The sequence below is a fragment of the Anabaena sp. WFMT genome (assembly GCF_051781005.1).
Classification (GTDB): domain Bacteria; phylum Cyanobacteriota; class Cyanobacteriia; order Cyanobacteriales; family Nostocaceae; genus Anabaena.
Genome location: NZ_JBPWOA010000002.1, coordinates 590,896 through 612,648, shown reverse-complemented (window position 1 = coordinate 612,648; position 21,753 = coordinate 590,896). Strand labels below are relative to the sequence as shown.

The following is a 21,753-nucleotide window of genomic DNA, read 5'->3' as shown; positions in this document are numbered from 1 at the left end:
GGTGAGTTAGCAAACCTGTAACCCACCCTAAAGTTATCATTTGACTAGAGAATTTTTCGCAGGTTGATTTATCTGATTTGGAGATAGTTTCAAAGCCACAATAGGTATTGCAGTTGCTACAATCAAAACAGCAATAGCTAAGATAATAGAGACGGGTTTACCTCCAGACTTCAATAAATCTTTAAAAATGGTTTCTGTGGTTTTAGTTCCGACTTTAACTATTTCCACTATTTCTGATTTTGTGATGTTACTCATGATTTTTTCCGCAGTGTCTAAAAGTTTCGTTGTGTTGTTAGACTGAGTAGGAAGATTTTCTTTTTCTGTTGGTTGTTGAGACATGGGTTTACATTCCTCAAGTGTGTGTCTTTTTTTCATGTCTCTATCATCACCCGTCATTTATACTGAATAGGTTGGGTGTTGTAGGTAATTACGGACAAAAATTTACGTAGGCAAATGTAGTCAGATGTAGGTTTGTAGGATAGAATTTAATACTGAATAGCCTAGTGTTAAATTTCATCAACCAACTCAAATATGCCTAATGGACTCTAAAGAAGCTTTAAATTTCATAAATCGTGTATTGTCAGAAAAGGGAAAACCAGTTTTAAATTCTGTGGAAGAGAGTCTTTTTTTGGGTATTTGGGAAGATAAAAAATATGAAGATATTGCAGCTACAATTTACAGAGATAACCAATATACAAGAGAGTTAGGAGGTAAATTATTTAACAAATTGAAACAAGATTTAGGTATTTTAGTTAGTAAAAGAAATTTTCAAAATCCCATAAAACACTTTCATCAAGAATATTTATCTAATTCTTCTCCTATAATACCCACTAGAGAAACAACTCAAATTAAAATCAGTCTACTGCAAAATAATCAAAATCCCTTTGTTCCTATCAATACAAAAGTAGATAATCCAGAAAAATTCTTTGGTAGAGATCAAGAAATACAACAAATATTTGAACTACTCAATAATTCTAGTAGTGTTGCTATTATTGGTGAACAAGCAATTGGTAAATCATCTTTATTATATGCAGTTTATCAACAATCAATAAATCTTTTAAAATCTCCTCGTCAAAATGTTTTTCTAGATATGAATAATATTCATAATCAAGAAGATTTTTACTTTGCTATATGTGAAAAACTTGATATTGCAGATAGTACAGGTTATAGATTTACTAGAAATTTACAAGATAAAAGAGTATTATTAATTTTAGATAATGTTGGTAAATTGAATGGGGAAGGATTTACAAGAGATGTGAGAGATCATTTACGGGGTTTAGCTGAAGGTGAAAATGCTTGCTTGAAATTAGTTTTAGCCGCAAATGAATCTCTAAAAACATTATTTAATGATAGTTATGAAACATCTCCATTAGCAGATATTTGTCAACAAGTAGATATTCTCCCTTGGAATGAAAAAACTATCTGTGATTTTATTACCAAGCGATTACAACCAACCACGATTGATTTTACAGAAGCAGATATCCAAGCACTGATTCAAGAAAGTGGTGGACACCCGCAAAAATTAACCCAGCTTTGTTATAACTTGTATAAAACAAAAACTTTATAGAGACGTTCCATGGAACGTCTCTACACTACAAAATTACATATAAATTAGCAATAAAACAAACATATTATGAATACAAAATCTCCCGTACCTCGTTTAGATTTAGCCCCTAAATTACGTCGTCCTCTCTCTTTATGGAATCCTTTAGATTATCTACGGTTACTGTATTGGGTGTTTTACTTTCCCCAGGCTCTACGGTGGTATGTTGATACTTTTGGCGGGGGTTATATTCCTGAAAAAGAAATAGATTGGAATAATTCTATTCAGCGTCAATTGTTATTTCAAGGTGTGGTTTTAACAATAATTACACCAATATTAATTTGTTTATTTCTCCAAGAATTAGGGTTGCGTGTTGCTTGGTTCGGTGTGGCGGTAGGTGTGGTGCTTGGTGTGGTGCTTGGTGTGGTGCTTGGTGTGGCGGTAGGTGTGGCGCTTGGTGTGGCGGTAGGTGTGGCGCTTGGTGTGGTGTTTGGTCTGATGGTGGGAGGTGTGGCGTTTGGCGTGGCTTTCGGCGTGGCTTTCGGTGTGGCTTTCGGTGTGGCTTTCGGTGTGGAGGGAGGTGTGGCGTTTGGTGTGGTGTTTGGTGTGGAGGGAGGTGTGGCGTTTGGTGTGGCGTTTGGTGTGGCGTTTGGTCTGATGGCGGGAGGTATGATAATGGGAGGTACGATGTTGGGAGTTGTGGAGTTTGGTATGGCGTTCAATATGGCGTTCGGTATGGCGTTCGGTGTGGCGCTTTTACGTCCAGAAAATTGGTTAATTGGCTTACTTTTAAACTTACGTTACCTCAGAAATGGTAGTTTTTTACTTCCTCGCATTACTTCACTTCCTTTACCTTATTTTGATTTACATTTACAAAATTGGTTACTACAGGACTGGGAAACTGGTACACATAATGTTAATCAGTTATTGTTATATACTACCCAATTTATTCCCGCAGTTCAAGCAGTGAATCAGGTATTGAATGCAAAACCACGAGAACAAATAATTTGGTCAATTTCTCATTTGGCAGAAACTACCTATGATTGGGAATTAATACATTTTACGTCTGCTGCTCTCAATGACAAACTTATATCAGAAGCAATAGATAATTTTTTCTTACCTTTTCCTGGGAAACAAAGATTAAGAGCGAATTTGAATACAGATACCCGCCTAGATACCCCTTCCCGTGCGGTTGCTGCTGGCTTTTGGTATCTTCATAAAAAACAACCGGGTAAAGCGACAGAAGCTTTTCAAGTAGTTCGTTCTCTTCTCTATGGGGAAGAAATGTATATTCTTGCTTTAATTCTAGCAGTTTTGTACTACAGTGAAGATTTAGATTCTATTGCTAACTTACAAATACCTACTGTTCCCAAATCAGGTTTATTACGTCCTGCAACCTGGCAAATATTAGATAGATTTGTCAAAGTAATTGAAGATATAAAAATCATTAACCTTAGTGTTTCTCGTGCGTCTCGTTCTTCAGCTTTAAATCGGGCATTAGGTGAACTGACAACTATTTTAAATACAGCCGATACCTTACCCAAAGCAGAACAAGGATTAATTATAGACATTGCCAAAAATTGGCAACAGCAACTATTACAAATTGCTGGAGAAGTTGGGGAAATTGTAATTACTAAACCTGTAAATAATCCTTATGTTATCGGCGACCCTGTAATGGGTAATTTATTTATTGGAAGAGAAGATATTATCAGACAATTAGAAGAACTTTGGCTGAGAGGTATTCAACTCCAATCGGTAGTAATTTATGGTCATAGACGCATGGGTAAAACTTCGATTTTACTCAATGCTGCTAACTCTTTAGGTGCAAATGTCAAAGTTGTTTATGTGAATTTACTAAAATTAGGAGATGTCACTCAAGGAGTAGGTGAAGTATTAATGGCCATTAGTGATGAAATTTCCCAAGTTGTGAATATTGAACCTCCTAATGATGATGATTTATTAAAACTTCCTGAACGGACTTTTAACCGCTATTTTGAAAAAGTAATTAAAAATTCATCTGGTGGGTTAATTATTGCTATAGATGAATTTGAGAAAATTGAAGATTTAATTAAAGCTGGAAAAATTAGCCCAGATTTTATGGGTTTCTTGCGTAGTTTAGTACAAGCACATTCTCAAGTCGCTTTTGCTTTTGCTGGTTTGCATACCTTAGATGAAATGACAGCAGATTATTTCCAACCTTTTTTTGCTAGTGTTCTTCCTATTCGTGTCGGTTTTTTAAGTCGTGGTGGAACTGGTCAAATTCTTGCTAACCCAGCTATTGAAGATTTTTTATTAGACTACACACCAGAAGCACTAGATAAAATTTATGATTTAACCTACGGTCAACCTTATTTAGTGCAGTTAATAGGTTTTCATTTAGTCCGACTATATAATGATTTTGTTTTTGAACAAGGAAAACCCCGCGAATCTGTTTTTACACTGGAAGATGTAGAAACAATTGTCAAGAAACCAGAGTTTTTCCAAAGAGGTAGTAATTACTTTAATGGTGTTTGGGGTCAAGCTGGAGAAAATGGTAATACTCAACAATTAATTTTAAAATACCTTGCACAAAATACCGATGGATTAAGTTTAAATGAATTAGTTGAATTTACAGGAATAAATGAAACCGATTTACAGACAGCTTTAGATACTTTAAAACGTCATGATGTCATTGTAGAAAATCAGGGACGCTGGAGAATAATAGTAGAACTATTTCGGCTTTGGGTTGTTAAGATGGCGGTTCTTGGTTGAGTGAAATACAAGAACCCCAACCCCCTCCTCCTTCGGATTCACCAGTCGCCTACGGTGGGAAACCCGCCTACAGCGCTGGTTCACCTTAAGCGAGGAGTGGGCTTATTATGTATCTCATTCAAGTGCATACCGCTATATAATAAATATAACAATTTAATTTCCAAGTCGCAAATCAATGCCGATCATTCTATGAAAATGGAGCTTAAGGAAAATGACACAGGAATTAATCGACCTCAGAAATAGTATTTTAGAAGGAAATTACGCAGATGCTTTAGCAATTGTGGATGAATTAGAGGGAATGAGTAAACAAGCTAATCTCAGACAAATTCAATCATTCTTAAAAATCCTCCTAATTCATTTCATTAAAAATCAAGTAGAACAGCGATTAACAAATTCTTGGGCTGCTTCTATTCGTAACTCAATTAGAGAAATTCAAAAAATCAATATTAAAGAAAATAAAAAATCCTATTATGTCAATCAAGATGAATGGGAAGATTTAATAGAAGAGGAAGTAATTGAAGATGCGATCGCTGATGCGAGTTTAGAAGTAATGAATGGTAAATATACTCGTTCTCAACTGTCAGCGATATTAGATAGAAACCAAATTTTAACTACAGCAATTAGATTCCTATCTTTAACTTATACTTCTTCACCAAAGGAATTGCCAGCGATTATGGATGATTATCTCTGTCAGTTAGCTGGTGGTGAGAATTGGGGATGAAAAGGTTCGATACCCGACTTCTGAGAGGATGCCTGAAAACTGTTTCGCGTGGTATTCAATATTTGTAGATCCCCCTAAATCCCCCTTATTAAGGGGGACTTTGAGAAATTTATCCCCCCTTGTTAAGGGGTATCGAAATACCTGAAATTAACCGAAATGCTTGATGATTGCGTCGGCGAATTCAGAACACTTTAGTGGTTCTACAGGTGGTTCCATTAACCGCGCTAGGTCGTAGGTGACTTGAGAATTTGCGATCGCATCCCCCAATCCTTTTTTAACCAAATCTGCGGCTTCTTGCCAACCCATAAATTCCAGCATCATCACACCGGAAAGAATCACAGAACCGGGGTTAATTCTGTCTAACCCAGCGTGTTTGGGTGCTGTACCGTGGGTAGCTTCAAAAATGGCGCAGGAATCGCCAATATTCGCCCCTGGCCCCATGCCTAAACCGCCCACAATAGCCGCAGCCGCATCAGACAAATAATCACCGTTGAGGTTCATTGTCGCCAGAATAGAATACTCATCTGGACGAGTTTGGATTTGTTGGAAAATACTATCAGCAATCCGGTCATTGACCATGATTTTCTCTTTCCATTTGCCGTTTCCGTGGCTTTCCCAAATGGTGTTAAGAGTTGTTTCCACTTCCTTGACAATTTGCGCTTTCTTCTCTGGAGTCAGAGAATCAAAACCAGGATCTATTTGACGGGCATTTTCTTCTAAGGAGAGATTGGCGTTTTTCTCCTTGTTACCCAAAATCCAAGATTCCCGTTCTGTCACCGTTTCGTTACGGAATTCGCTGGTGGCTAATTCATAACCCCAATCACGGAAAGCGCCTTCGGTGTATTTCATAATATTGCCTTTATGCACCAAGGTCACTTGTTGCTTATTTTTAGGCAATAACAAAGCGTGTTTGATAGCCCGACGGACAAGACGCTGAGAACCGGTTTTGCTGATGGGTTTGATGCCAATTCCCGCATCGAGGGGAATTTGCTTTTTACCATGTTCTGGGGTAGCGGGTATCAATTCCTCATTTAGGAACTTGATCAAGCGATCGCCTATTTCACTTCCCTGTTTCCATTCTATCCCCAAATAAATATCTTCCGTATTTTCCCGATAGATAATTACATCCAGTTTTTCCGGGGTTTTGTGTGGAGATGGAGTACCAGCGTAATATCGGCAAGGACGCACGCAAGTATAAAGGTCAAAAATTTGTCGTAGTGCCACATTTAAAGAACGAATCCCCCCACCTACCGGAGTAGTCAAAGGGCCTTTAATAGCAACGCCATATTCTTCAATAGCTGTTAATGTATCCTGGGGTAAATACTGGTAAGTTCCGTATAAATCACAAGCTTCATCACCAGCATAAACCCTAAACCAGCTAATTTTTCGTTTGCCTTTGTATGCCTTAGCTACCGCAGCATCAAGTACTTTTTCGGTTGCTGGCCAAATATCTATACCCGTCCCATCACCTTGAATAAAAGGGATAATAGGATTTTCAGGGACAACTGGTTCACCATTTTTGAAGGTAATTTTTGCTCCAGTTGTTGGGGGGGTAATCTTATCGTACATAGTTAACACACTCCAAATAGAAGAATTTCCAGGAGTTGCAGGAGTTCAGAAGTTCAGAAGTTTAAGGAATACATTGATCTTCAAAACTCCTCCATTGTGATAGGGAGCATCTTGGCAGTATGACCGGGAATTTTAGATTTTAGATTTTAGATTAAAAAAATTTGATACAAGCCCCGTCCTTGAGGACGGAAAAATCGTCAATCCAAAATCCAAAATCGTCAATCCAAAATCGAGTGACTCCTAATTTGTCACGCAAACTATAGCCATACTCCTGTAACTCCTGCAACTCCTATATTCTGAACTCCTGCAACTCACTCTTTATGCCTGAGGCGCAGATTATCCCCGGCTTTAACTGATACAGTATTGGTAGCTCAGGTGTAGGTTTCAGTTAAGCGATCGCTATTTTGTACGGTCAAAAATAGTAAACTACATTTCGCTATCTGTGCTTCATTTTGTAGAATGCCCAATAGCTGAATCGTTTATTCACGCTCACCGCTAACACGAGTAATGGCATGACAGACCCAATGATTTTATCAGGCACTGCTAATAACATCGACTCCCTGCGCCAAAATTTAATCGCTGGGTCCCAAAAAGTCCAACAACAAATCATCCCACAGTTAGCTAACTTGGGTAATGAGGGATTGGAGGTGTTGCAGGAATTTTTACTGAAACGTCGTGACACTCCAGCAACTTGGATTGATGGTAACGCCTACCAAGTAGTCTACAACTCTGATGCACCTACAGCCAAAGAATTTCTAGAAACTAACTTTCCTGAAGGAATTGTACCTCTAAAATCAGACTGTGGGATCAGTTACAATTCTTTGCAACAGCTACTAACTCGTCAAGAGTTCCAAGCTGCTGACCTTCTGACTATCCAAAAAATGTGTGAACTGGCAGGCCCCACAACAGTACAGAGAAAATGGTTGTATTTCACTGATGTAGATAATTTCCCTACTCAGGACTTACGAACTATTAATCATTTGTGGGTAGTCCACTCGGAAGGGAAGTTTGGTTTTTCTGTACAGCGAGAAATTTGGCTGGGGTTGGGTAAAAACTGGATCAACCTCTGGACGAAAATTGGCTGGAAAAGCGGTAATAACTGGACACGCTACCCACATGAGTTCACATGGGATTTAAGCGCCCCTAGAGGTCATCTACCCCTCTCTAATCAACTGCGGGGTGTGCGGGTGATGTCTTCGCTTCTCAATCATCCCGCTTGGAATACCTAGGCAGTTAGCCGGGATGCTCCCGACGCAAAACTATTTTTAGCCTTTTTGCGTCTCTGATCGAAATCAACTTTCTTTCATTTCTATTTGCAAAGGCAAAATTACAGTAAAACTAGAACCAACTCCTACTTGAGAAACTAGCTTAATTTCACCTTGTAATAGTTTTACTAAGTGCGAAACTATTGTTAAACCTAAACCACTGCTATCAGGTAGGTGAGACTTTTGAGTAGTGCAACGAAAATAGGGTTCAAAAATCTGCTTTTGGTTTTCTGGTGTAATGCCAATACCTGTATCATCAACGATAAATTCCCATCTTTGATTATCTGATATATGAAAAGTAATATTAATAGTTCCTGACTCTGTATAACGAATTGCATTACTAACAAGATTTATGATAATTTGTTGTAATTGAAATGCATCTGTGATTATTTTTTGGTTTTTTTGTTCACAATTAACTATGAGGTCTAATTTTTTTTCAGCAGCTAAAGGCTCAAGCATTTCACATACATTAGTAATAATTTCACAGACATCCGGTGATGTCAGTTCAAGTTTGATTTTGCCAGACTCATATCGCGATACTTCTAGTAAATCATTAATTAAACGCAGTAATTGTCTGCCATTACGTAATACTCGTTCAATATGTTCAATATTGTGAGAAGTTTCTTTTTCATCAGTTTTTTGATATTGACGTAAAAATAAATCAGAGTAGCCAATAATCGAAGCTAGAGGCTGTTTTAAATCATGAGTTAGTAAAGAGAGATTTTCTCGATTAGCATTAACTAATCTAGTGAGTTCCTGATTGTGCAACATTAAAGTCTTATAAAGATGATCTAATTCTCTTAATCGTTCATCAACATAACTATTAAAACAGCGAGCGATGGCTTCATCAAGTACAGTGTTAATCAACCGAAAAGCCCGAATGATATCTCTAGGAGTTCCCTCCAACAAGTCTTCTTGTATTACATCACATATCACTGTTCTTAAATGATGATATTCCCTAGCAATTTCTTCTGAGTTAAAGCCTTGTGCGGCTCTAATCACTCCATGTTCCCAACTAGCAGTGACGATTGACTTAAAATCATTGCTCTCATATGTTGAAAGGACTGTTACTATTGCTTTCAATATATATGGAATGTGATTTTTAATTGCACTGAAGGATAGATTGTCAGCACTTTCTATCTGTTTATCTTGGCGAACAGCTATCACCCATTTATCTAAAATAATATCATTTTTATCAGCCAGCACTTGACTAAAATCCATTTGTTTAAATTCCGTGAATCTAATGTACACCAATGAGTTTAATTATTCTAGAAGATTATCTTCACAATTATTGATATAAATCATGAGATGAATTACATAGGATCGAAAATAGATAGCAAGCAACCTGTCAACTACAGCTTTAAAAATGCCATTCACCTCCTAAAATATCAGAAGAGTACAATGAGAGCATCTAAAAGCAGCGCGGAGTTTATAGTTACTATTCCCTTATAATTGTATAAAACTGCCAAATACAACGAATTAATTTCATAATGGCAAAAGTTGTTCTAGAAAATATTAAGCGTAAATTTAACAATATCACTGCTATCGAGGATATTAGCTTTGAAATTCCTGATGGTGAGTTTTGGGTGTTTGTTGGCCCGTCAGGATGTGGTAAATCTACGATTTTGCGAACTATTGCCGGATTAGAAACTGCTACATCTGGTAATCTGTTTATAGGCGATCGCTTGGTTAATGATATCCCAGCCAGAGCGCGTGATGTGGCCATGGTATTTCAAAATTATGCCCTGTATCCCCACATGACAGTAGCGCAAAATATCGCCTTTGGGATGGAGATGCGGAAAGTTGATCCGAAGACGATTCAAGAACGAGTAACTACTGTAGCGCGATCGCTCTCTCTAGAACATCTGTTAAATCGTAAACCCCAGCAGCTATCGGGGGGACAGCAACAACGGGTAGCATTAGGGAGAGCGATCGCACGTCAACCACAACTGTTTTTACTTGATGAACCTTTATCTAATTTAGATGCTCAATTACGAGATGATACCAGAGCCGAATTAAAACAGCTACATCAACAATTAGGAATTACGACAATTTACGTCACCCATGATCAAGTCGAAGCGATGACTTTGGCTGATAAAATCGTAGTCTTAAATCGCGGTAGAATTCAACAAATTGGTGAGCCTCAAAGTATTTATGCTCTTCCTGCTAATGAGATGGTAGCAAGTTTTTTGGGTAATCCACCCATGAATATTTTACCGGTTATTTATAAAGGTGATAATTTCGATATTAGTGGGCAATTATTAGCCATTCCTCAAAATATCAGATCAGGTTTAAATTTGCACCCAGAACAAATTTGTAATTTGGGTATTCGTCCTGAACATATTTATATTCAAGAGATTAACGTAGACGCGCAAGCGGCTTCCCGCAGGGTACTGCAGAGGCGCAGAGAACGCGGAGAACGCGGAGAGGAAGAGTGGGGAGGTTTGGTTGCAGAGGTTAAGGTGGTGGAACCTTTGGGAAGAGAAACTTTGATTCGTGCAAGTTTACCGGGTTCTTCTGGATTTATAAATGTGCAGTTGGGTGGAGATGTGCGTTTATATCCAGGTGAACATCTAAATTTACAATTAGATTTAAATCAGTTATTTGTGTTTGATACAAGCACTGGGGAGAGGATTTTTCCGATGGTATGAAATCGTAAGAATTCAGGAGACGCTACGCAGACCTGCGGTTCAGAATGCTTATGAAATGAAGAATAGAGAGAAGTAAGATTTTATCAAAATCATCAAATTTAACTAAAAAAGCCTTTATTCTCCTGACTTGGAGTATTCTCTATCTTGAATACTTACCTAAAATCTAAAATATATGAGAACCAGAATCGAAAATAATATTTTATTTATTCATAAAGAAGATGTACCTGAATTTAAAAAAGGTGGGTCTGTGGTGAGAAATTCTTACTTTTGGGCGCTACGTTCCATAGCTGGTCGTGCTAGACGTTATAGTGATTGGGAATATGAATCAGAAGTGTGGTTAGCACTAGCACGAATGCTAATGTCTTTTACTGAGTCTGGATATTTGGGGTATAGGGAAACCTTTTTAGAGTTTCCCTTATCACAGGGAGAAATTCCTCATGTGTTGCGGGATGTAGCTACTTGGGAATGAAGTCATCAAACATTAGGGTTTCGGTGTACCGAAATCAACGAAAGGTTCTTTCTCTAACTTCTCTAAACCAACTGATTTTAACAGTTGTGACCATACATCTGGATTTTCAGTACGCAAGTTAGCAACGTTACTAATAGTATCATGCCAAATTCTATTCTTGGCGTAAATCTCCGCTTTTTTGAGAGGTGCTGCTTGCTGAAGATAACTATTTAATAATGAACCTAGGGTAGTCCGTTCTAGTGAACCTGATACATATTCATCCTGACTTCTATCTTCAGAATTACAAATAATTGTAAAGAACCATTGATATTTTTCGCCTGTTTTCAAAGCAGCATTAGATGGGATGGTCAATTTGACTATTCCTGGTTGATCAGGTGGAATGAAATTAGTTTGGTAAACTTCATTTCCCTCCTCGTCTATTAATACAAATTCTCCAGATTTTGTATTAATTTGGGGAACATACACATACAATGCTGGATTATTAGAAACTGTTTGCCCATTATTATCCCATGTAGGCATTAAAGCAGTTAAAGATGGTTGGTCATTCTGGCTACTAATACAAGAATTTCCACGTCTTCCTCCTGCACCGGTTCTTTGCGGTTTACCTCGGTCAGGTGAGGATGGAAATTGCAACTGTGCTAATAATTTGCTGTTAGGTGTTGTTGGTAATTGAAGGCTTGGAGAAAGTTGTGCTGATGAGGGTAAAGAAAAGGTAGATAAAATTATCAGCGCTGGAGAAATTCCGACAGCAATTTTTCCTAAAGTCAAAGAATTAATATACTTTTGTAAATTCATGATAGTGAGATTTTGTTTGCTACTTTATTAAAATTCACATTCAGAAAGCTAAATTCCGTAGATCAACGAGGATATTGTGAAGATTTTGAGGTGTATCTCAGTAGGTGGTTGTGAATATTGAGCGTGGGGATAAGGTCAGAGGCATGAGGCTCCAAGGTATGAGGGAAAAGGATTTCGGCGAAAACTTAAATTAAGAAATCGGTTCAAAAACCATTTGGGGAATCAACACATTGTCTTGTAATTGTGCAATACCTAAAAAGCGGGTTTCTTGTTCATAGACTCGCACTATTCCCAAAATATCCAGATTTACAGCAACTTGTTGACCTTGACACCATTTTTTGGCAAATGTTCCTGGTAAATTTACAGATGGTAACTTTTGTAAGGCTGCATCTGGGAGAATAGGTTGAAATGTCCCTGCTTGAATCTGGGTTTCTAAGTCGGTGAGGGTGAGACTATCTTTGAGGTGAAAACTGCTGCTTTGTGTTCGTGTTAAAGCGGCCAGAGTTCCACCTGTGTTTAAGACTATACCTAAATCACGAGCGATCGCTCTAATATACGTTCCTGCACCACAAGCGATCGCTATTTCCAACTCCGGAAAATCACCATCACGCCAGTCTATAACTTCTATATCAAAAACTTCTACTGTCCTCACTGGTGCTTGGACAATTTCCCCTTTACGTGCCAAATCATACAGACGTTTCCCATCCACTTGAATGGCGCTGTAACTAGGGGGAATTTGCTCAATTGTGCCGATAAATTGCCTAAGTGCTGTTTTTATTGCTGCCAAATTTAACCCAGGACAAGATTGAGAAGTAATAACTTCCCCTTCCAAATCATCAGTAGTTGTACGTATACCAAGGCGGATAGTGGCTTGATAAGCTTTTTCACCAGGTAAATATTGTAATAATCTGGTAGCTTTACCTAGAGCGATCGGCAACACACCAGTAGCTTTAGGATCTAATGTTCCAGCGTGTCCTACCCGTTTCAGACGCAAAAGTCTTCTGACTCGCGCTACGCAGTCGTGAGAAGTCCAGTCTAATGGTTTATTGAGGTTGAGAAATCCTTGCACAGAATAATTTGTAATGCTTAATTCGTAAATAATTATAATCGCTTTTATGTCTGAACAAGTTTCTATGTATTAGAAGATACGGTTTTTACTTCTAGCGTAAAAATGCTACCTTTTCCCACCTGACTTTCAACTTTCAGAATCGCTTGATGTTTTTGGGCGATTGCCACAGCAATCGCTAGTCCCAAACCTGTGCCTCCGGTTTTACGAGAGCGGTCGCCATCAACACGGTAAAAGCGATCAAAAATTCGCTCCTGATCAGCAAGCTCAATCCCAATCCCCGTATCTTTCACCGCAATCACAGCAGTGTAATCACCCTTGACTAAGCTAACAGTTACATATCCCCCTCTGGGTGTGTACTGGATAGCATTGGCAATCAAATTTGAAACTAAACGGTAAAGTTGGGATTCGTTACCTAGAGTGTAAACCTCGCTAGTGGGAATTTGGCAGGTTAAGTTAATATCAGCAGCCGTGGCCAGCTCTAAAAATTCTTCGGTCAAATCGCTCACCAAATCATTTAAGCAACAGTCCTGAAAAGGTTTTGAGGATGAATTCTGCTCCAAACTGGTTAACAAGAGTAAGTCTGCAATCAAATGGCTCAACCTCCGCCCCTGTCGCTCAACAGTATGAAGCATGATTTGCATATCTTGTTGATTTGATTGCGGTATGCGGAGGATAGCTTCCACAGTCGCCAACAAACTAGCGAGGGGCGATCGCAATTCGTGGGCAGCATTTGCAGTAAACTGTTGCTGTTGCTGATAGGACTGGTAAATCGGCTGCATTGCTAATCCTGAAAGCCACCAACTGGAAGTAGCAACCAAACTCAAAGCAATAGGCAAACCAATCGCCATAATCCATTGAATCCGCCTGATTTCCGCATCAAAATGTTCTAAAGTGCGGCCAATTTGCAAATAGCCCCAGGATGAATCAGCATTGGCTTCATTAGCTAGATGATGGGTATTGGCACTATGCAAAATCGTGGTGAATTGGTGATAGCGAATGCCCTTAGCCGTGCGAAAAGTTTGCCATGAACTGCGGTTGAGAGTTGGCGGCAGAGATAACGGTTGATTGGGTGAAAAAGCTAGAAGTTTCCCTTGATGATTAAACAGCCGAATATAGTATGTGGTGCGATCGCTAATGCCGATGGTGTGCCGTTGAATCAGCGTTGGGGTAGCCTTGCAGGGTTGTCCACTCAAACAAAGATCGGGAAAAATTTGTTGCAACACAGCAGTCGGTTCTTCGGAAGGCGGTAACAGTGGTTCAACGCTATCGTGTAAAGTTCCAGCAATTGATTCAATTTCGCGCTCCATTGCTGCCCAATTTGTTTGTACCATTGCGCGATACATCCCCAAGCCAGAAACACTCAAAATCACGCCCATAACTCCGGCATACCAGAGGGCTAACCGTAGACGACTGCGCCGAAAAAGAGAGTAGCTATTCATAACGGAGAATCAACTTGAGACTTATAGCAGTTCTCATGTATTTAGACCACACTCTAATAGGACTTACGCAAAATATCTCTGAAACCCTCTTTTCTATCCCTAACGGGACGCTGCACGAACGTGGTTCGTTCTTTCGTGACTTGTGCGTAAGTCCTATCTAAATTAATTTCTTTCTTCCTTTGCGCCTTTGCGCCTTTGCGTGAGATATAAAAATGTAGTTCATTTACCTGAAAATAGCTGTAAAGCGATAGCCAGCACCGGGAACAGTTTCAATCGGGCAAGGACAGCCATGATTTGCTAACTTGCGACGTAGTAGACGCATTTGCGCCGCAACTACATTACTAATCGGCTCTTCATCCATATCCCAAAGTTGATGACGCAATTTACTACCGGGAATGATGCGATTGGGGTTCTGCATCAAATACATGAGCAACTGAAATTCTTTGGTAGTTAGGGGAATTATTAGAGGCGTAGATTCATCGGAATTTACTCTTAGCACATTGTTTGCTGTATCCAGAGTAAAACCTGCAACAGTCAGGGTGGACGGTTGTAGTTGAGGCGATCGCCTTTGAAGCGCCCGCAACCGCGCCAGTAATTCTTCCATCACAAAGGGTTTGACTAAATAATCATCCGCGCCCGCATCCAGCCCTGCCACCCGATTTTCCGGCTGACCCAAAGCTGTGAGCATCAGCACTGGTAAGGGATTTTGGTGTAGTCTGAGCTTTTGACATAACTCCAATCCCGACATTTCGGGCAGCAGCCAATCAACAATAGCAACTGTGTAGTCTGTCCACTGGCTTTCCAGACACAGCCATGCTTCAGTACCATCTGTTACCCAATCCACCACATATCTTTCGCTAATCAGGACTTGCTTAATTGCCAGTCCCAAATCTGCTTCATCTTCCACCAGTAAAATTCGCATCACTTCAGGGAAATCAACCACGAGCTTGATCTTACAAAAACATCTGCCATTTCACCTGGATTTCATCTGCCCTTTGGCAAACTATGGAGAACTTTTGTTTAAATCAGTATCCATTGTGAGGAGTGATTATGAAACCTTTTATGCTAGTGAGTTCCATTCTGGCAGCCAGTTTAATTATCAGTGCGCCCACAGTTGTATTTGCTCACGTTGGGCATGGTGATGAATTTCAAGCAACGGGCGGCATTCATCGCGTCAAAGTCAATGCTCAAACCGATCAACTATACTGATAGCTGAAACATAATTGCTAATTGGAAGTTCTCGTCTTTTGAATCATCTCTTGGATTGTTTCAGTTTCGCCAATTTCATAAAGACTGATCAAACCATCCTCAATGGTAAAGATTTGCTGAACTGTTGTATCCGCAAGTAAATTGCCTTGCAAATCTCTGACGATTTGATGAACAGTAACGACATTTCGATTGTTTTCATCCGTCTCAAACTTTAAGGTTTCAAGCTGCACTTGAATCACCTTATATTGATTAGTCCAGTATTCGCGCACCGCGTCGCGTCCATAAACGAAACCGCCTTCTACCCCGTTCGCCCATTTCACGTCTGGGTGCATCACCGAGATAATTGTTTCAAGCTCGCGATTGTTGAAGGCTTCGTATAAATTTTGCAGAAACTGTTGATTTGAATTCATGATTGTTCACCATAAACTCCGAATATCGTTAAAGCAAGAAAGCGACACAATGTTGCCCGTCTCCCGCCGCAAATCACCTATAATGTTATAGTCTATAACATGAGGAGTGTAAAGTCAATTGTGAGTAGTGAAAAGTATCATCATGGGCATTTGCATGAAGCGCTACTTGATGAAGCCTGCCAACAGGTTGCAAAGGGAGGGGGACTGGCTCTCAACTTGAGTGAGCTAGCACGCAGTACTGGAGTCAGCCAGCCAGCCGTTTATCGACACTTTGCGAGTAAACGAGCTTTAACGATTAGTGTGGCGCAGCGAGGATTTGAACAACTGGCTAAAGCCCTACAACAAGCTGCTCAACCCGTGCAAGACGACTCCCTCGAGACAATTAGAGCGATCGCAGAAGCCTACGTAGTGTTTGCACTTGAAAATACTGAACTTGTCCGCCTAATGTTTAGCCTGAAAGAGCGTGTTACTGAACCTGCACTTCAGAACATCTCCAAAGTTGCTGCGGTACCGTTATTTAGGATTGTTGAAACAGCAAAATACCGTGATGGTCTTAGAAATCAAGACGTTGATAGGACAGTACGAATTATCTGGGCGACGATTCATGGACTTGCAGTGCTGCTCATGGATGAGCAACTACCTTTCATTACTGATATGCCAGGTGAAATATCTGCACACATTGAAGCCACCGCAAGAACACTACACATCGGACTTTTTACTCAGTAAAACTTTTGCAACATCACCAATATCTCCCAACAGTCCGCTCCAGCCGGGTTGTTATGCGGCAAGCGCCATTGACTAGCCACAGAACAAAGACAACCTTGAGACTCCAGTCCATACTTAAAGCGCCTTAAAGTATCTAGCCACTGGGAAAAGCTCAAAACCTGCCTTCTCATAAGTGTGACGTGCTGGAGCATGACCAGGATCACCTGCCGTCTCAACCATCGCAATAGACATCCCAGCATCTTTCATCTGAGCTAAAGCAAATTCTATCAAAGCGCTGCCAATGCCGTGACCTTGAAAATCTGGATCGACAGCAACCATGTAGATTTCACCCATACTGTCTTCTGAGTGTAGTTTCATAGCTACAAAGCCCACAGTAGAGCCTTCATCGATCGCAACCCATACATTCGTGTCTTCCGCAGCACAGACATCCTCAACAGATTTTTGCTGACTCACTTGCCATTGATTGGGATAGAACGCCTGATATACATCAGCATTCATAACGCTCTGAAGTGAATCAAAGACCGGAGTCCATGCCCGAAGCGAAAGCCGAACAACAGCCTCAAGATGATGGGGGGTGTATGCTTCAATTTGCATTTTGATGTCGAAACAAAAATCTGTGAACTTCGCCAAGCATAATACAAAATACTACGAAACAATATCGTCTAAATTTTGGATACTCACAGATAGCCTTTAAACTACTACCCCACCCAGAATTGAGCCGCATAACTATATTATTATACGGAAACTTTCCGTATAATCTTTTGTCAATCCTAATATATCAAGCATTACAACGAACTCCTGTCTGAATATACGGAAAACTTCTTTTTTACATCCCTATCTGGGTATTATGCCGAATTTTTTAGTGATTATTTATATCCATGCTCATGTTCTGAATCGGGGCGGTAAGGCTGTGCGTAGCCCCCTTGATTAGAACTACTGGCATATATTTTGCATGAATTTTGAACACCTAAAATGGTACAAAGTTAACACCCTAGCTCATAGCCATAACACCACACAGCAGGCAAGTGGATTGCCGATGGGTATTCTGCTTCATCTTCCACCAGTAAAATTCGCATCACTTCAGGGAAATCAACCACGAGCTTGATCTTACAAAAACATTTGCCATTTCACCTGGATTTCATCTGACCTTTGGCAAACTATGGAGAACTTTTGTTTAACCCCCTATCCATTGTGAAGAGTGATTATGAAACCTTTTATGTTAATGAGTTCCATTCTGGCAGCCAGTTTAATTATCAGTGCGCCCACAGTTGTATTTGCTCACGTTGGACATGGTGATGAATTTCAAGCAACAGGCGGCATTAATCGCGTGAAAGTCAATTCCCAAACCGATCAACTATTAGGTATTGTTGTCACGCCGATCGCCTCCTCTGCCAAATCTGGATCTGCGGTGATGATTCCGGTAACGGCATTGGTTGATGCCGATGGCAAACAGATAGTCTTTGTGCAGTATAAGGATTTTTATGAGCCAGTGGAAGTTACCACCGGTGCGACCAAAGGCGAATTAATCACTGTTACCAAAGGATTGTCAGTTGGGGAAAAGCTCATTACCCAAGGTAGTTTGTCGCTCTATGCCGAATCGCGCAAAACCCAAACCGCCGATACAGCAACCAGTCCAGTTGCGAGTCCCACTCCCAACACTGAAACCGCCGATACAGCACCCAGTCCATCTGCAAGTGCCACTCCTAAAACTGATACAGCCCATGCTCAGGCAGATGCTAAAGGAATACCTCATAGCCATGATGCCAGCGGTAATCTCGTCTCACAGGCTGGTGAAACAACTCAGCAATCGGGCGGATTCCCGATGGGTATCTTAGCAGGAGTCGGCGGTGGAGTCGTAGTTGTGGGTGGAGCGATCGCTGTTATCGTAGGCAATCGCAAGAACAAGGGAGGCGTTTAATTGAGATGTTGAACTCCATTCTCAATCAGATTCTCAAAAACTCCATTGCCCAGCGTTGGTTTATAGTTATCTGTGCGATTTTAGTGACGGTATGGGGAGTCTTCACTGTTACACAGATGCCACTGGACGTGTTTCCCGAATTTGCGCCCCCCCAGGTGGATATTCACACCGAAGCGACTGGACTAGCTCCAGAGGAAGTGGAATCACAGATTACCGTGCCGATTGAAAGCGCGGTGAATGGTTTGCCGGGGGTGACTACGGTGCGTTCTTCCTCTAAAGTCGGACTGTCGATGGTGCAGGTGGTATTTGACCAGGAAGCCGACATTTATAAAGCCCGGCAATCGGTGACAGAACGACTCCAGCAGGTGACAAATCAGTTACCTGAAGGGGTGCATCCACCGGAAATTTCACCGTTAGCATCGCCGTTGGGTACGATTTTACAGTATGCCTTTACTGTGAATGGGCAGGGGAAAACCTCGCTGATGGATTTGCGCCGTCTGGTGGATAGCACCCTGAGCAATCAAATTTTATCTGTGCCGGGAGTTACCCAAGTTACTGTTTACGGTGGGGATGAACGACAGGAACAAGTATTAGTTGATCCAGAAAAATTGCGATCGCTCAATGTTTCCCTGACCGAAGTTACCAATGCTGCTAAAAGTGCAAATTCTAACGCCCCTGGTGGATTCTTGATTGGTGGTGGTCAAGAACTGTTGGTACGCGGTATTGGGCAGGTAAAATCAATTGCAGACTTGCAGCAATCTGTGGTGAAGGTGCAAGATGGGAAACCGATTTTGCTCAAAGATGTAGCGGAAGTAAAAACGGGTGCAGCACTAAAGCGGGGAGATGCTAGTTTTAATGGGCAACCGGCTGTGGCGATGATGATTAACAAACAGCCTGATGTTGATACTCCCACGGTGACAAAAGCGGTAGAAGCGGTGCTGCAATCTTTGCAATCCACCTTTCCCCCTGATGTGCAGATGGCGCGGACATTCCGACAATCTAACTTTATTGATACTGCTATTGGTAATGTCAGCAGTTCTCTGATCCAAGGCATCATTATCGTGTCGGTGATTATGCTGTTATTTCTGATGAATTGGCGCACCGCCGTAATTACTCTGAGTGCAATTCCTCTGTCACTGTTGATTGGCTTAATGTTCATGAAAGCTTTTGGCTTGGGCATTAACACCATGACCTTGGGCGGTTTAGTCGTAGCCATTGGTTCAGTTGTGGATGACTCAATCGTGGACATGGAGAACTGCTATCGGGGACTGCGAACCAATCAGGCACAGGGCAACCCGAAGCATCCCTTCGAGGTGGTGTATGACACATCAGTGGAAGTGCGGTTAGCCGTGATTTTTTCCACGGTGATTATCGTAGTCGTGTTTGCACCAATTTTTAGTTTGACAGGTGTTGAGGGCAACATTTTTGCACCGATGGGTTTTGCGTATTTGCTTTCCATCTGTGCGTCTACTTTGGTGGCTATGACCCTTTCACCTGCCTTGTGTGCCATTCTGCTGGCAAACCAAACCCTACCGCAAGAAGGTACATTCATTTCCCGTTGGGCAGAACGGTTGTATCGTCCATTGTTAAATCTGTCGCTGCGATCGCCCCAAATCATTCTGGGTGTAGCACTTGCAGCTTTGGTTGCTGCTTTTGCGATCGTTCCCTCCCTCGGACGGGTGTTTCTCCCCGAATTTCAGGAGAAATCATTGGTCAATTCAATGGTTTTATTTCCGGGTGTTTCCCTAGATATGACCAATCGGGCTGGGGTGGCACTGTCCAGTGCGCTTAAAGATAATCCTTTATATGAGTGGGTGCAGGTACGGGCAGGACGCACTCCAGGAGATGCAGACGGGGCGGGAGTGAGTATGGCTCATGTGGACGTAGAATTGAGCGATCGCGCCCTCCAAGACCGGGAAGCCAGTATTAAACAATTGCGGCAAGAGTTCAATAAACTGCCTGGTGTAGCATCTAACATTGGTGGATTTATTTCTCACCGCATGGATGAAGTGCTGTCGGGGGTGAGAAGTGCGATCGCTGTCAAAATCTTTGGCCCGGATTTAATTGAACTGCGGAAGATTGGCGAACAAGTGCGAGATGTAATTCAGCCCATCGCTGGCGTTGTTGACTTGCAGCTTGAACCCCAACTGCCCATTCGTCAAGTACAAATCCATTATGATCGCGCGGCTGCCGCTACCTATGGATTGAGTATGGAGCAGTTATCAAACGTTGTGGAAACTGCTTTAAATGGTAGTGTGGTATCGCAAGTGGCAGAAAATCAGCAGCTTATTGATATTTCTATCTCTTTGACGGAGAAAGCCCGCAATAGTTTAGATGCCATTCGTGCTATTCCCATCACTACCCCAACTGGGCAAACTATCCAATTGGGTGCTGTAGCCAAAATAGACTACGGTATGGGAGCGAATGTTGTGAATCGGGAAGATGTATCACGGCTGATAGTTGTTTCGGCAAACGTTGCCGATCGCGATTTGGGCAGTGTTGTTAGTGATATTCAATCCCAAATTCAACAGAAAATCAAACTCCCCAATGGCTACTTCATCCAATACGGTGGACAGTTTGAATCGGAACAACGTGCTACTAATAATCTACTGGTGTTTAGCATCCTGGCAGCGATTGTGATGGCGGTGTTGATGTTCTTCTCCGTTAAATCGCTCTCCGCCACGATCACCATCATGCTCAATCTGCCTTTGGCTTTGGTCGGTGGTATTATCTCCATTGCTTTGAGTGGCGGTGTGATTTCGATCGCTTCTTTGATTGGATTTATTACCCTATTTGGCGTTGCTGTCCGCAATGGTTTGTTGTTGGTAGACAACTATAACAATAAGTTTGCTCAGGGAATGCCCCTCAAAGATGTGATTGTCAACGGTTCTCTAGAACGAGTTAATGCGATTCTGATGACTGCACTCACTTCCGCACTAGGGATGCTGCCTTTGGCGATCGCTAGTGGGGCTGGAAATGAAATTCTACAACCCTTGGCAATTGTAGTTTTGGGCGGTTTGTTTACTTCTACGGCTTTGACTTTATTGGTTATTCCGGCTCTTTACGCTAAGTTTGGCAAACAGTTGATGCCTCAACAGAAACCTGCCGAGCATACCCTCACTAAACAGATTGGTTAACCCAGTGTTGCTGATTAAGAGTATGAATATTGCTCACGCAGAGGCGCAGAGTCTCAGAGAGTAAGAGTTTAAAATCTTTGA

The 21,753-nt window shown here is 41.2% G+C and carries 20 protein-coding genes; 11 read left to right on the top strand and 9 right to left on the bottom strand.

Annotation, left to right across the window (positions count from 1 at the left end):
* Positions 1-36: 36 nt before the first annotated feature.
* Entirely contained in the window at positions 37-339 is a 303-nt protein-coding gene (locus ACSQ6I_RS02980; RefSeq protein ID WP_438888803.1) for a hypothetical protein, read from the bottom strand.
* A gap of 199 nt (positions 340-538) precedes the next feature.
* Between ACSQ6I_RS02980 and ACSQ6I_RS02975 the strand changes: the two genes are divergently transcribed.
* The 3 genes from ACSQ6I_RS02975 (at position 539) to ACSQ6I_RS02965 (ending at position 5,015) form a co-directional block, all read left to right on the top strand.
* The gene (locus ACSQ6I_RS02975; protein WP_438888802.1) at positions 539-1,567 is read left to right on the top strand and encodes an nSTAND1 domain-containing NTPase; all 1,029 of its coding nucleotides are present in this window, start codon (positions 539-541) and stop codon (positions 1,565-1,567) included.
* 66 nt (positions 1,568-1,633) lie between these two features.
* Positions 1,634-4,294 (top strand): AAA family ATPase, encoded by a 2,661-nt coding sequence (locus ACSQ6I_RS02970; protein WP_438888801.1) that lies wholly within the window; start codon positions 1,634-1,636, stop codon positions 4,292-4,294.
* A gap of 211 nt (positions 4,295-4,505) precedes the next feature.
* The gene (locus ACSQ6I_RS02965) at positions 4,506-5,015 is read left to right on the top strand and encodes a DUF29 family protein (protein ID WP_438888800.1); all 510 of its coding nucleotides are present in this window, start codon (positions 4,506-4,508) and stop codon (positions 5,013-5,015) included.
* A 147-nt stretch (positions 5,016-5,162) separates the two neighbouring features.
* On the opposite strand, the gene ACSQ6I_RS02960 is transcribed toward ACSQ6I_RS02965, so the two are convergent.
* A complete protein-coding gene (locus ACSQ6I_RS02960; RefSeq protein ID WP_438888799.1) occupies positions 5,163-6,584 on the bottom strand; it encodes an NADP-dependent isocitrate dehydrogenase in 1,422 nt (473 codons plus the stop codon).
* A 512-nt stretch (positions 6,585-7,096) separates the two neighbouring features.
* Here ACSQ6I_RS02960 and ACSQ6I_RS02955 point away from each other — a divergent pair.
* Positions 7,097-7,813 carry a GUN4 N-terminal ARM-like repeat domain-containing protein gene (locus tag ACSQ6I_RS02955; RefSeq protein ID WP_438888798.1) on the top strand — a complete coding sequence of 239 codons (717 nt, stop codon included), beginning with the start codon at positions 7,097-7,099 and terminating at the stop codon, positions 7,811-7,813.
* Between the two features lie 63 nt (positions 7,814-7,876).
* On the opposite strand, the gene ACSQ6I_RS02950 is transcribed toward ACSQ6I_RS02955, so the two are convergent.
* Positions 7,877-9,070, bottom strand: coding sequence for a sensor histidine kinase (locus tag ACSQ6I_RS02950; RefSeq protein ID WP_438888797.1), 1,194 nt, complete (start codon positions 9,068-9,070; stop codon positions 7,877-7,879).
* Positions 9,071-9,339: 269 nt separating this feature from the next.
* On the opposite strand from ACSQ6I_RS02950, the gene ACSQ6I_RS02945 reads away from it, so the two are divergent.
* Positions 9,340-10,500: an ABC transporter ATP-binding protein gene (locus ACSQ6I_RS02945; protein WP_438888796.1), complete on the top strand. Its 1,161-nt coding sequence runs from the start codon at positions 9,340-9,342 to the stop codon at positions 10,498-10,500.
* A gap of 172 nt (positions 10,501-10,672) precedes the next feature.
* Positions 10,673-10,969, top strand: coding sequence for a hypothetical protein (locus tag ACSQ6I_RS02940; RefSeq protein ID WP_438888795.1), 297 nt, complete (start codon positions 10,673-10,675; stop codon positions 10,967-10,969).
* 12 nt (positions 10,970-10,981) lie between these two features.
* On the opposite strand, the gene ACSQ6I_RS02935 is transcribed toward ACSQ6I_RS02940, so the two are convergent.
* The 4 genes from ACSQ6I_RS02935 to rppA all read right to left on the bottom strand — a co-directional run bounded on the left by ACSQ6I_RS02935 (position 10,982) and on the right by rppA (position 15,194).
* The gene (locus ACSQ6I_RS02935) at positions 10,982-11,764 is read right to left on the bottom strand and encodes a DUF928 domain-containing protein (RefSeq protein ID WP_438888794.1); all 783 of its coding nucleotides are present in this window, start codon (positions 11,762-11,764) and stop codon (positions 10,982-10,984) included.
* A 190-nt stretch (positions 11,765-11,954) separates the two neighbouring features.
* A complete protein-coding gene (gene truB, locus ACSQ6I_RS02930) occupies positions 11,955-12,833 on the bottom strand; it encodes a tRNA pseudouridine(55) synthase TruB (RefSeq protein ID WP_438888793.1) in 879 nt (292 codons plus the stop codon).
* Positions 12,834-12,895: 62 nt separating this feature from the next.
* Entirely contained in the window at positions 12,896-14,272 is a 1,377-nt protein-coding gene (gene rppB / locus ACSQ6I_RS02925) for a two-component system sensor histidine kinase RppB (RefSeq protein ID WP_438888792.1), read from the bottom strand.
* A gap of 223 nt (positions 14,273-14,495) precedes the next feature.
* The gene (rppA, locus tag ACSQ6I_RS02920; protein ID WP_438888997.1) at positions 14,496-15,194 is read right to left on the bottom strand and encodes a two-component system response regulator RppA; all 699 of its coding nucleotides are present in this window, start codon (positions 15,192-15,194) and stop codon (positions 14,496-14,498) included.
* Between the two features lie 128 nt (positions 15,195-15,322).
* On the opposite strand from rppA, the gene ACSQ6I_RS02915 reads away from it, so the two are divergent.
* Entirely contained in the window at positions 15,323-15,481 is a 159-nt protein-coding gene (locus tag ACSQ6I_RS02915; protein ID WP_438888791.1) for a hypothetical protein, read from the top strand.
* Between the two features lie 17 nt (positions 15,482-15,498).
* On the opposite strand, the gene ACSQ6I_RS02910 is transcribed toward ACSQ6I_RS02915, so the two are convergent.
* On the bottom strand, positions 15,499-15,891 hold the full coding sequence (locus ACSQ6I_RS02910) for a nuclear transport factor 2 family protein (RefSeq protein WP_438888790.1): 393 nt from the start codon (positions 15,889-15,891) through the stop codon (positions 15,499-15,501).
* Between the two features lie 99 nt (positions 15,892-15,990).
* Here ACSQ6I_RS02910 and ACSQ6I_RS02905 point away from each other — a divergent pair, with 99 nt between their 5' ends.
* Positions 15,991-16,617, top strand: coding sequence for a TetR/AcrR family transcriptional regulator (locus ACSQ6I_RS02905; RefSeq protein WP_438888788.1), 627 nt, complete (start codon positions 15,991-15,993; stop codon positions 16,615-16,617).
* Positions 16,618-16,731: 114 nt separating this feature from the next.
* Here ACSQ6I_RS02905 and ACSQ6I_RS02900 read toward each other — a convergent pair whose 3' ends face one another.
* Positions 16,732-17,211, bottom strand: coding sequence for a GNAT family N-acetyltransferase (locus ACSQ6I_RS02900; protein ID WP_438888787.1), 480 nt, complete (start codon positions 17,209-17,211; stop codon positions 16,732-16,734).
* A gap of 358 nt (positions 17,212-17,569) precedes the next feature.
* Here ACSQ6I_RS02900 and ACSQ6I_RS02895 point away from each other — a divergent pair, with 358 nt between their 5' ends.
* From ACSQ6I_RS02895 to ACSQ6I_RS02885, 3 genes are all read left to right on the top strand, one after another.
* Positions 17,570-17,722 carry a hypothetical protein gene (locus ACSQ6I_RS02895; protein WP_438888786.1) on the top strand — a complete coding sequence of 51 codons (153 nt, stop codon included), beginning with the start codon at positions 17,570-17,572 and terminating at the stop codon, positions 17,720-17,722.
* A 99-nt stretch (positions 17,723-17,821) separates the two neighbouring features.
* Positions 17,822-18,535 carry a cobalt transporter gene (locus ACSQ6I_RS02890; RefSeq protein WP_438888785.1) on the top strand — a complete coding sequence of 238 codons (714 nt, stop codon included), beginning with the start codon at positions 17,822-17,824 and terminating at the stop codon, positions 18,533-18,535.
* 5 nt (positions 18,536-18,540) lie between these two features.
* A complete protein-coding gene (locus ACSQ6I_RS02885; RefSeq protein WP_438888784.1) occupies positions 18,541-21,672 on the top strand; it encodes an efflux RND transporter permease subunit in 3,132 nt (1,043 codons plus the stop codon).
* Positions 21,673-21,753 lie beyond the last annotated feature (81 nt).

Coding starts and splice junctions, on each gene's coding strand:
- ACSQ6I_RS02980 (WP_438888803.1), bottom strand. CDS start 339: ATGTCTCAACAACCAACAGAAAAAGAAAATCTTCCTACTCAGTCTAAC.
- ACSQ6I_RS02975 (WP_438888802.1), top strand. CDS start 539: ATGGACTCTAAAGAAGCTTTAAATTTCATAAATCGTGTATTGTCAGAA.
- ACSQ6I_RS02970 (WP_438888801.1), top strand. CDS start 1,634: ATGAATACAAAATCTCCCGTACCTCGTTTAGATTTAGCCCCTAAATTA.
- ACSQ6I_RS02965 (WP_438888800.1), top strand. CDS start 4,506: ATGACACAGGAATTAATCGACCTCAGAAATAGTATTTTAGAAGGAAAT.
- ACSQ6I_RS02960 (WP_438888799.1), bottom strand. CDS start 6,584: ATGTACGATAAGATTACCCCCCCAACAACTGGAGCAAAAATTACCTTC.
- ACSQ6I_RS02955 (WP_438888798.1), top strand. CDS start 7,097: ATGACAGACCCAATGATTTTATCAGGCACTGCTAATAACATCGACTCC.
- ACSQ6I_RS02950 (WP_438888797.1), bottom strand. CDS start 9,070: ATGGATTTTAGTCAAGTGCTGGCTGATAAAAATGATATTATTTTAGAT.
- ACSQ6I_RS02945 (WP_438888796.1), top strand. CDS start 9,340: ATGGCAAAAGTTGTTCTAGAAAATATTAAGCGTAAATTTAACAATATC.
- ACSQ6I_RS02940 (WP_438888795.1), top strand. CDS start 10,673: ATGAGAACCAGAATCGAAAATAATATTTTATTTATTCATAAAGAAGAT.
- ACSQ6I_RS02935 (WP_438888794.1), bottom strand. CDS start 11,764: ATGAATTTACAAAAGTATATTAATTCTTTGACTTTAGGAAAAATTGCT.
- rppB (WP_438888792.1), bottom strand. CDS start 14,272: ATGAATAGCTACTCTCTTTTTCGGCGCAGTCGTCTACGGTTAGCCCTC.
- rppA (WP_438888997.1), bottom strand. CDS start 15,194: ATGCGAATTTTACTGGTGGAAGATGAAGCAGATTTGGGACTGGCAATT.
- ACSQ6I_RS02915 (WP_438888791.1), top strand. CDS start 15,323: ATGAAACCTTTTATGCTAGTGAGTTCCATTCTGGCAGCCAGTTTAATT.
- ACSQ6I_RS02910 (WP_438888790.1), bottom strand. CDS start 15,891: ATGAATTCAAATCAACAGTTTCTGCAAAATTTATACGAAGCCTTCAAC.
- ACSQ6I_RS02905 (WP_438888788.1), top strand. CDS start 15,991: ATGAGGAGTGTAAAGTCAATTGTGAGTAGTGAAAAGTATCATCATGGG.
- ACSQ6I_RS02900 (WP_438888787.1), bottom strand. CDS start 17,211: ATGCAAATTGAAGCATACACCCCCCATCATCTTGAGGCTGTTGTTCGG.
- ACSQ6I_RS02895 (WP_438888786.1), top strand. CDS start 17,570: ATGAATTTTGAACACCTAAAATGGTACAAAGTTAACACCCTAGCTCAT.
- ACSQ6I_RS02890 (WP_438888785.1), top strand. CDS start 17,822: ATGAAACCTTTTATGTTAATGAGTTCCATTCTGGCAGCCAGTTTAATT.
- ACSQ6I_RS02885 (WP_438888784.1), top strand. CDS start 18,541: ATGTTGAACTCCATTCTCAATCAGATTCTCAAAAACTCCATTGCCCAG.